The sequence below is a fragment of the Halolamina salina genome (genome assembly GCF_042678005.1).
GTDB lineage: Archaea > Halobacteriota > Halobacteria > Halobacteriales > Haloferacaceae > Halolamina > Halolamina salina.
The window spans coordinates 1-8,621 of sequence record NZ_JBHUDH010000068.1; the positions used below are offsets into that span (position 1 = coordinate 1).

Annotated in this window: 10 protein-coding genes and 1 pseudogene; 5 read left to right on the forward strand and 6 right to left on the reverse strand. The window is 68.8% G+C overall.

The window, feature by feature from the left end:
- Window positions 1-1,653, reverse strand: a 1,653-nt coding sequence (locus ACFR9S_RS07415) for a DUF4350 domain-containing protein (protein ID WP_379818356.1), incomplete at its 3' end; no start/stop codon positions are given.
- A gap of 99 nt (window positions 1,654-1,752) precedes the next feature.
- Window positions 1,753-2,145 carry a methylmalonyl-CoA epimerase gene (gene mce, locus ACFR9S_RS07420; RefSeq protein WP_379818357.1) on the reverse strand — a complete coding sequence of 131 codons (393 nt, stop codon included), beginning with the start codon at window positions 2,143-2,145 and terminating at the stop codon, window positions 1,753-1,755.
- A gap of 103 nt (window positions 2,146-2,248) precedes the next feature.
- On the opposite strand from mce, the gene ACFR9S_RS07425 reads away from it, so the two are divergent.
- Complete coding sequence (locus ACFR9S_RS07425) at window positions 2,249-2,563, forward strand: YbjQ family protein (protein ID WP_379731090.1); 315 nt, start codon at window positions 2,249-2,251, stop codon at window positions 2,561-2,563.
- A 200-nt stretch (window positions 2,564-2,763) separates the two neighbouring features.
- Here ACFR9S_RS07425 and ACFR9S_RS07430 read toward each other — a convergent pair whose 3' ends face one another.
- Window positions 2,764-4,449, reverse strand: a complete 1,686-nt coding sequence (locus ACFR9S_RS07430; protein WP_379818358.1) for an acyl-CoA mutase large subunit family protein — start codon at window positions 4,447-4,449, stop codon at window positions 2,764-2,766.
- Window positions 4,450-4,565: 116 nt separating this feature from the next.
- Between ACFR9S_RS07430 and ACFR9S_RS07435 the strand changes: the two genes are divergently transcribed.
- Together ACFR9S_RS07435 and ACFR9S_RS07440 are read left to right on the forward strand one after the other, a co-directional pair.
- Window positions 4,566-5,021, forward strand: a complete 456-nt coding sequence (locus tag ACFR9S_RS07435; RefSeq protein WP_379731092.1) for a transporter — start codon at window positions 4,566-4,568, stop codon at window positions 5,019-5,021.
- Window positions 5,022-5,107: 86 nt separating this feature from the next.
- Window positions 5,108-5,770: an O-methyltransferase gene (locus ACFR9S_RS07440; RefSeq protein ID WP_379731094.1), complete on the forward strand. Its 663-nt coding sequence runs from the start codon at window positions 5,108-5,110 to the stop codon at window positions 5,768-5,770.
- Here ACFR9S_RS07440 and ACFR9S_RS07445 read toward each other — a convergent pair.
- Complete coding sequence (locus ACFR9S_RS07445) at window positions 5,767-6,558, reverse strand: creatininase family protein (RefSeq protein ID WP_379731095.1); 792 nt, start codon at window positions 6,556-6,558, stop codon at window positions 5,767-5,769. The genes ACFR9S_RS07440 and ACFR9S_RS07445 overlap by 4 nt on opposite strands.
- A gap of 111 nt (window positions 6,559-6,669) precedes the next feature.
- Here ACFR9S_RS07445 and ACFR9S_RS07450 point away from each other — a divergent pair, with 111 nt between their 5' ends.
- Both ACFR9S_RS07450 and ACFR9S_RS07455 read left to right on the forward strand, forming a co-directional pair.
- On the forward strand, window positions 6,670-7,056 hold the full coding sequence (locus ACFR9S_RS07450) for a nascent polypeptide-associated complex protein (RefSeq protein WP_379731096.1): 387 nt from the start codon (window positions 6,670-6,672) through the stop codon (window positions 7,054-7,056).
- Window positions 7,057-7,060: 4 nt separating this feature from the next.
- Window positions 7,061-7,792 carry a methyltransferase domain-containing protein gene (locus ACFR9S_RS07455; RefSeq protein WP_379818359.1) on the forward strand — a complete coding sequence of 244 codons (732 nt, stop codon included), beginning with the start codon at window positions 7,061-7,063 and terminating at the stop codon, window positions 7,790-7,792.
- Window positions 7,793-7,839: 47 nt separating this feature from the next.
- Here the strand turns inward: ACFR9S_RS07455 and ACFR9S_RS07460 are convergent, their stop codons facing one another.
- Together ACFR9S_RS07460 and ACFR9S_RS07465 are read right to left on the reverse strand one after the other, a co-directional pair.
- On the reverse strand, window positions 7,840-8,163 hold the full coding sequence (locus ACFR9S_RS07460) for a transcription factor S (protein ID WP_379733101.1): 324 nt from the start codon (window positions 8,161-8,163) through the stop codon (window positions 7,840-7,842).
- Between the two features lie 61 nt (window positions 8,164-8,224).
- Window positions 8,225-8,621: pseudogene (locus tag ACFR9S_RS07465) on the reverse strand (MFS transporter); the annotation flags it as partial.

Sequence of the window (8,621 nt, forward strand, 5' to 3'; positions counted from 1 at the left end):
CTGGCCGTGGCCGCCGTCGATCAGCACGTCGCCCTCGCGGTCGGAGAGCCGGTCGAGCAGGCTGGTGAGGAACGCGTAGTTGCCGTACCCGCTCACGTCGTCCGGGAACTCCGAGTCCTCGAACTGCTCGTCGACGAGCGTCGACCCCGCCATCGCGACGCGGGCGTGCTGGTCGATCCCCACGAGCGGCACGTCGCCGTCGTACGTCAGGTCGGCGTCCTGCTGGGTCGCGGTCGGCGACGCCGCCACGGGCACGCGCTTGGCGTCGATCTGGCCGTCGGTCGTCCGGACGCTGGCGGCGTACGGCGCGTAAATCTCCGTCACCTCGCCGTTCCGGATCGTCTCGGAGGCGTCGGGGTCGCTCTCGGCCCAGAGGCGCAGCCCCTCGTCGCGGGCGGCGAACTCCTCCTCGAGGAAGCTGTCGTGCTGGCCGAAGCCGGAGTCGTAGACGCGGGCGTACCCCTCGCGGACCGCGGCACGGTTGTAGGGGTACTCGTAGGTGCCGTCGCCGTCGCGGTCCACGTCGATGTACGCGAGCAGCCGACCGAAGTCCCCACGCAGCGGCTCCTCGTCGTCGAAGCGGATCGAGACGGTCTCGTCGCCGAGCAGGTCGTCGGCGAACGCGGCGGCGTCGTCGCCCCGATCCTTGAGGTAGGACTCGTCTTCGAGTCCCTCCCACTCGTCGAGGTTCTCCTCAGTCTCGCCGGTCTCGGGGGTGTCGAGCCCGAGGATGCGGACCGTGTCGACCCAGCCGTTGGAGAACCGCACGTCGGCGGTGTCGCCGTCGGTGACCGAGATGACGTCCACCTCGTACTGCTCGCCCTTCTCCAGCTCCGGCGGGGCGATTCCCGGCCGGTCGGCGAAGTAGTCGAACGTCTCGGCGTCGAAGCGATCGGTCGTCGGGACGAACCCGATCCCGTCGTTGCTCCCCTCGTCGATGACCTGATCGTCGTTGAACCGGAAGCCGAGACCGATCGCGTCGGCGATCTCGTTGAGGTTGGCCGTCGCGTCGTAGTCGCCGTAGTCGGACTGGTCGAACAGCAGGAGCGCGCCGCCGCCGTCGACGAACGTCGCGAGCGCATCGAGTTCGTCGTCGGTGAACGCCGTCGCCGGCGAGGTGACGATCGCCGCGTCGGCGTCGGGCAGCGCACCCGCGAGATCCGTGGTCGCGCTGGTCTCGTAGCCGTTCGCCTCGGCGTAGTTGAGGAACTGCGAGAAGCTATCGCTGTCGTAGAACTGGCCGTGGCCGTCGTCGAACGCCACCGCCGACCCGTCGGCCTCGGCGTCGAGGACGTTCTGGACGAACTCCTCGTTGCCGAAGCCGAAGTCGGTGCCGTTCTGGACGATCGGCGCGCCGAAGCCGACGACGCCGTCGTCGCTCGTCACCAGCGGGATCGACGCGTCCTCCGGGTAGATGACCGCGTCGTCGTTCCCGTCCTCGTCGACGGTCGTCGCCGTCTCGGCCGCCCAGACCGCCACCAGCGAGTCGTCGGTCAACGGCTCCTTCTCCGCGTTCAGTTGGCTCGCGGTGGAGTCGAACACCAGCGAGTCGATCGTGCCCGTCGCCGCGAGCGCGCTCGTACTCGTGCTCACGCCGACGCTCCCGAGCAGTGCACCGGCCGCCGCCGTCTTCAGGAGTGCCCGTCGTTGCATGCGGGTCGACGTGCTGAACGGTCCTGCATAAATCGCTCGATAGCTCGTCGGATATATACACCACCGAGGATTATGTGAGGGTATATACCACGACCCGGCTCAGTGCTCCACGAACTCCACCAGCACCCCTGCGGTGTCCCGCGGGTGGAGGAACGCGATGTCGTGGCCCCACGCGCCCGGCCGCGGCTCGTCGTCGATGGTCTCGACGCCGAGGTCGCGGGCGTGATCGAGCGCCGCGGCCGCGTCGTCGGTCGCGAACGCGACGTGGTGGAGGCCCGGGCCGTCCTCGGCGACGTAGTCGGCGAGGGTGCTCGTGTCGTCGAGCGGTTCGATCACCTCGACGTAGCCGTTGCCCAGATCGAGGAAGACGAAGCGCATCCCGCGGTCCTCGTCGGTCTCCTCGTGGACGCGCTCGGCATCCAGTAGGTCGGCGAACAGCGCGGCAGTCTCGGCGGCGTCGTCGGTCGCGACGCCGGCGTGGTCGAACTCCATAGACGGGGGTGCGGTCGCGGCGGGCAAAAGCGTGGGTCTTCCGGGCAGCGCGCGTGGCGGGGCCGGCGACACGATTATGAGCCAGTCGGACACACGCCCGGCCATGCAGACCTCCACCACCGAGACGATCGCGGGCGAGGAGATCGCGGAGACGCTGGGCACCGTCCGGGGGAACACCGTCCGGGCGCGGAACGTCGGCCGGGACTTCACCCAGAGCCTGCGGAACCTGATCGGCGGCGAGATGAAGGCGTACACGGAACTGCTGTCGGACTCCCGCGAGCAGGCCGAGGAACGGATGCTGGAGAAAGCCGAGGAGATGGGCGCCGACGCCGTGGTGTGTATGCGCTTCGAGACCTCCGAGATCGCCGGCACCGGCGCGGAGATGCTGGCCTACGGGACAGCAGTCAAACTGGAGTAGCCCGCCTCGGAAACCGCCCGACTGGAGCTGGGTCGGTAAAACGCGTATCGTACCCTCCGTTACTGTCAAATATTCATCGCCCCTACGAGTGACCGTCAGCGGATCCCCGCTGACGAAGGCAGCCCCCGAACGAGGCGGGCGGTCGGCGTAGACCGATCGTCCGCCGCTCCCCACCCAACTCCCCCTTCTCCGAACGGCGCTCAGACCGAGACGCCCTGCTGGTACTCGCCGAACACGTCGCGGAACACGTTACAGACCTCGCCCACCGTCGCCTTCGCCTTCACGGCGGTGACGATGTACGGCATCACGTTCTCGTCGCCCTCGGCAGCCGCCGCGAGGTCGTCCAGTGCCGCCTCGACGGCGTCGTCGTCGCGCCGCTCGCGCAGGTCCTCCAACTGCTCGATCTGTCGCCGCTCGTCCTCCTCGTCGACCGACTCCAGATCCATCTCCGGCTCGGCGTCCTCGACCTCGAACTCGTTGACGCCGACGATGATGCGCTCGCCCTCCTCGATCTCCTCCTGCCGGTCGAAGGCGACCTCCTGGATCTGCCGCTGGACCCACTGCTCCTCGATCGCGCCGCGCATCCCGCCGCGCTCGTCGACCTCGTCCATGATCTCGAACGCCTCCTCCTCGATGTCGTCGGTGAGGCTCTCGACGTAGTAGCTGCCCGCCAGCGGGTCGATCGTGTCGGCGGCGCCGGACTCGTGGGCGAGGATCTGCTGGGTCCGGAGTGCGGTGCGGACTGACTCCTCCGTCGGCAGCGCGAGCGCCTCGTCCTTCCCGTTGGTGTGGAGGCTCTGCGTGCCGCCGAGGACCGCCGCGAGCGCCTGATAGGAGACGCGGACGACGTTGTTCTCGATCTGCTGGGCGGTCAGCGTCGAGCCGCCGGTCTGGGTGTGGAACTTCAGCTGCTTCGACTTGGGGTTCTCCGCGTCGAAGCGCTCCTCCATGATCTGGGCCCACATCCGCCGAGCCGCACGGAACTTCGCGGCCTCCTCGAAGATGTTGTTGTGGGCGTTGAAGAAGAAGCTGAGCTGGGGGGCGAACTCGTCGACGTCGAGGCCGGCGTCGATGGCCGCCTCGACGTACTCGATCCCGTTGCCGAGCGTGAACGCGACCTCCTGCGCCGCGGTGGAGCCGGCCTCGCGGATGTGGTAGCCCGAGATGGAGATGGTGTTGAACTTCGGCGTCTCCTCGGCGCAGAACTCGAAGATGTCCGTGATCAGCCGCATCGACGACTCCGGCGGGTAGATGTACGTGTTCCGCGCGGCGTACTCTTTCAGGATGTCGTTCTGGATCGTCCCGCGGAGTTCCTCGCGGTCGACGCCCTGCTCGTCGCCGACGGCGATGTACAGCGCGAGCAGCACGCTCGCGGGGGCGTTGATCGTCATCGACGTGGACACCTCGTCCAGCGGGATGCCGTCGAACACCGTCTTCATGTCCTCGATGGAGTCGATGGCGACCCCCGAGCGCCCGACCTCGCCTTGGGCCATGTCGGCGTCGGAGTCGTGGCCCATCTGCGTCGGCAGGTCGAACGCCATCGAGAGCCCGGTCTGGCCCTGATCGAGCAGATAGTGGAACCGCTCGTTGGTCTCGGAGGCGGTCCCCATCCCGGCGTACTGCCGCATCGTCCAGAGCCGGCCGCGGTGCATCGTCGAGTAGACCCCGCGGGTGTACGGCTCCTCGCCCGGGAAGCCGATCTCCGCCTCGTAGTCCTTGTCGGCGATGTCGTCGGGCGTGTACAGCGGCTTGACCTCCTGGCCGCCGGTGTCGGTGGTGAACTCCTCCTTGCGCTCGCCGAAGCGCTCGACGGTCGGGCCGTAGGTCTCCGCCTCCCAGGACTCCTTCCCCTCGCGGATCTCCGCGAGGTCCTCGTCGTCGAACATGCTCCGAACTGGGGACGGTTCGGACTTAAGGATGGGGAGACTGCGGCGGCCTCCGCGGCCGGTCTGAGGCTCCGGAGTCACCCGGCTTTATCGGCGACCGGGTACAGGGGACGCACATGGCAATCATCGACACCGCGTTCAGTATGCTGCACGTGCTGTTCGCCGGGATCTGGGCCGGAACGACCGTGTTCTACGCGTGGCGGATCCACCCGCTGCTCTCCGACGGCGACATCGGCGCCACCTCGGCGATGTCGATCACGACCGGGCTGCGCTGGCTGACCCGGATCGGTGCTGTCGTGTTCGTCGTCACCGGCGGCCACATGGCAGCGACGGGCTACCCCGACGGCGCGCTGTTCAGCACCAGCACGGGCCACGCAGTGCTCGGCATGCTCGCGCTCTGGCTGGTGGTCACCGGGCTGCTCGAAGCCTCCATCGGCCGGATTCAGGACTCCCTCGGCGACGGGAAGATCCAGACCGCCGGTCGCGAGAACCAGACGTTGATCCGGCTGGCGGCGACGTTCTCGGTCGTGCTGCTGCTGCTCGGCGGCTTCCTCGCCCGACCGCTGGTCTGATCGGGGCACCGCAGCCGGTTCGCGCCGACGCCGCAGCCGAGTTCGCCGGACCAAACGCTTACTTCTCAGCCGTCGAACCGACGCGCATGGATCTGGAGACCGTCGAACGATACATTCGTGCCACGGGCGCGAGCCACAGCGAAATCCAGTCGGAGATGGCCGACTACGCCGACGAGAACGGGTTCCCGATCATCGGTCCCGACGCGGGCGCAGTCCTGCGCATGCTCGCACGCCTGACCGACGCCGAGCGCGTGTTCGAGTTCGGCTCGGGCTACGGCTACAGCGCCTCGTGGTTCCTCGACGGCGGCGCCGACGAGGTGGTGCTCACGGAGATCGACGAGGACGAACTCGACATGGCCCGGACGTTCCTCGACCGCGCCGGCGACGCCGACCGCGCGCAGTTCGAGCACGGCGACGCGCTGGAGACCGTCGACGCCTACGACGGCCCGTTCGACGTGGTGCTGATCGACCACGACAAGCCGCGCTACGCGAAGGGGTTCGACAAGGCGCGGGAGAAAGTCCCCGAGGGCGGCGTGATCGTCGCGGACAACATGACCCGCGGGCCGATCGATCTCGACGCGCTGACGGCCTATTTCGCCGACGACGAACCGCTGCCGGAGGACGCCAGCGACGGCACCGAGGGGATCGCGAACTACGTCGAACACGTCCGCGCCGATCCGGCGTTCGAGTCGTTCGTCCTCCCGGTCGGCTCGGGGCTCTGTCTGAGTACGCGGGTCGCCGAGCGTTAGAGTTCCGTCGCGCTCCCGGCGTCGACGTGCTCGCGGGGCATCAGGTCGGAAAACCGTTGGTTGGCGAGCCACTCGGCCAACTGGATCAGTTCGTCGCATGCCGCCTCGAAGATCCGTTCACCTTTCTCTGCGCTGGCGTCGGTCGGATCGCCGAACGCGCCGTTCGCGGAGTTATCGATCGTGTCGTAGTGGACGCGGGCGCCGTGTCGGCTGTGACCGGCGCTCGCGAGGTCCTGCAGTCCGCCGTCGCGGGCGTTCTCGAACTCCCCTTCCTTCACCGTCTCCGGAGCGAGGTGGAGCAGCATCGAGGTCTCCTTCGGGCCGGCGTGGGGACCGTTGGTCTCGAACACCTCGTTCACGAGGTCGGGGATCGACTCGTCCCACATCCACGGCGTCGCGAACGCCGTCTCGTCGGCGCGCACGCGGCGGCCGACCTCCTGCAGGTGCTGTTCGTTCCCGCCGTGGGCGTTCACGAACACCACGCGGTCGATCCCGTGGTACGCGAGGTTCCGGGTGAGGTCCTCGACGTAGTCTCGGAACGACGAGGGCGAGACCCACATCGTGCCGTGGAACTGTCGGTGGTGGTCGCTGACGCCGACGTTGACGGTCGGCGTGCAGAGGAAGCCGGTCCTGTCGGCGGCCGCGCGGGCCAGCCCCTCCGCAATGACGTGATCGGTCGAGAGCGGGAGGTGGGGACCGTGCTGTTCGGTCGAACCCAGCGGGACGAACGCCACGGGGCCGGCCTCGGCCGTCGCGAGGTCGGGCCACGTCTGCTCGGCGAGGTACATACTCCTCCGAGGATCGGCGGGAACCTAAAGCCTGCTTCGGCGGAGTGCGACGCTATCGGGGATAGCGGGGGCTTCGCCACGCTTTTGACGCCGCCCCACCGACTCACGACCATGTTTGGAGGCGGCGGACTCAACCCGCGCAAGATGCAGCAGATGATGAAGCAGATGGGGATCGACGTCGAGGAGCTCGACGCCGAGGAAGTGATCATCCGGACGGGTGACGAGGAGCTCTACTTCGACGGGGCACAGGTCACCAAGATGGACGCGCAGGGGCAGGAGACCTACCAGATCGTCGGCGAGCCAAACGTCCGCGAGACGGGCGCCGGCGACGCCGAGGCGATCGAGAGCGGCGAGGAGGAGTCCACCGACGACGGCGGGATTCCCGACGCCGACGTGGAGATCGTCGCCCAGCGAGCGGGCGTCACGGAGTCCACCGCGCGTGAGGTTCTGGCGGAGAACGACGGCGACCTCGCCGCGGCCGTCGATCAGCTGGAGTAGTCCTGTGGGCGCCTTTCTGCTTGTTCACGGGGACCGCGAGTACGTACGCCGTCCCGGCGAGGAGCTCCAGACCGATCTCGGCGTGCTCGACGTGCCCGAGGACGTCGAACACGGCGACGAACTCGAAACCCACCTGGGCGAGCCGTTCACGGTCCGGGAGCTCCGCGGGCCGGACCTGTTCGAGCACTTCGAGCGTACCGGCGCGCCGATGATGCCCCGCGACGCGGGGCTGGTGATGGGCCACACCGGCGCCGGCGGCGGCGACCGCGTGCTCGACGCCGGCACCGGGACGGGCGTGCTCGCCGCCCACCTCGCCCGCGCCGGCGCCGACGTGACGACGTACGAGACCGACCCGGAGTTCGCCGAGGTCGCCCGCGAGAACATGGAACTTGGCGGCGTCGCCGACCGCGTCGACGTGCGGGCCGGCGACGTGACCGAGCACCTCGACGAACTGGTCGCGGAGGGACCGTTCGACGTGCTCACGCTCGACACTGGCGACTCGCCGGACGTGGTCGAGCGCGCGCCCGAACTCCTGACGGCCGGGGGGTTCGTCGCGGTGTACTCGCCGTTCGTGGAGTCGGTCCGCGAGACCGTCGAGGCGGGCCGCGGCGGCCTCACGGACATCCGGACGTTCGAGACGATCCAGCGCCGGATGGACGTGGGCGACCGCGGCACGCGGCCGTCGACGGCCGGCGTCGGGCACACCGGCTATCTCACTTTTGCTCGGAAGGAGTAGTTAGCGAGACGCGGCTCGCTGTTTCCGAAAACGGTTCTCGGTCGGCTTTAGTGGTCGTCCTCGCGCCACTTGTGGCCGCACTCCGTACAGGTGAAGAAGCGCGTCTCGGACTCGTCGGCCGCGCGGATCTGCTTCATCTCGTAGCTCGCGCGGTCGTGGCCGCACTCGGGGCAGCGGATCTCCGTCGTCGGCCCCAGCGCCTCCTCGTCGACGTCGGACATGTCGACGATGTCGCTCTCCTCCTGATCCTGCTGTGTGGTCATCCCGGACTCCTCGGCCTCGTTCCGGGCTTCGGTGGCGCCACAGCTGCCACACACCCACTCGTCGCCCTCGGCTTTCATCATCGAACCGCACTCGTCGCAGAACTTCATTGGCGGCACCGTAGCGGGTCACCCGGTTTAAGCGTCGGGGTTCGCCGTCGTTCCGGACCGGTCAGCCGAACGCCCCCGGCCGAACCGTCGTCGGCGCGCCGAAGCGGCGGAGCGAGGGGAGCGCTCCCCAGAGCAGCCCGGTCGCGGCGATGCCGACGCCGCCGCCGAGCAGCACCGCGGTCGCGCCCACCGCGTCGCCGACGACGCCGCCGAGTAGGAGTCCGAGCGGGCCGACGACGTTGCTCAGGCTGCTGACCGTCGCGGTCACCCGTCCGAGCCGGTCGTCCGGTACGCCGGTCTGCACCGTCGCCTGCACGCCGACGTTGTAGACGCCGATCGGGACGCGCGACGCCGCGAACAGCGCCGCGGTCACGGCGACGCCGCCCAGTTCGACACCGGCGATCCAGAGCCCGCCAGCGAGGGAGAGGCCGACCGCGTTTGTCACCCCCAGCGGGCGG

Coding starts and splice junctions, on each gene's coding strand:
- ACFR9S_RS07435 (WP_379731092.1), top strand. CDS start 4,566: ATGGCAATCATCGACACCGCGTTCAGTATGCTGCACGTGCTGTTCGCC.
- mce (WP_379818357.1), bottom strand. CDS start 2,145: ATGGAGTTCGACCACGCCGGCGTCGCGACCGACGACGCCGCCGAGACT.
- ACFR9S_RS07460 (WP_379733101.1), bottom strand. CDS start 8,163: ATGAAGTTCTGCGACGAGTGCGGTTCGATGATGAAAGCCGAGGGCGAC.
- ACFR9S_RS07445 (WP_379731095.1), bottom strand. CDS start 6,558: ATGTACCTCGCCGAGCAGACGTGGCCCGACCTCGCGACGGCCGAGGCC.
- ACFR9S_RS07450 (WP_379731096.1), top strand. CDS start 6,670: ATGTTTGGAGGCGGCGGACTCAACCCGCGCAAGATGCAGCAGATGATG.
- ACFR9S_RS07440 (WP_379731094.1), top strand. CDS start 5,108: ATGGATCTGGAGACCGTCGAACGATACATTCGTGCCACGGGCGCGAGC.
- ACFR9S_RS07430 (WP_379818358.1), bottom strand. CDS start 4,449: ATGTTCGACGACGAGGACCTCGCGGAGATCCGCGAGGGGAAGGAGTCC.
- ACFR9S_RS07425 (WP_379731090.1), top strand. CDS start 2,249: ATGCAGACCTCCACCACCGAGACGATCGCGGGCGAGGAGATCGCGGAG.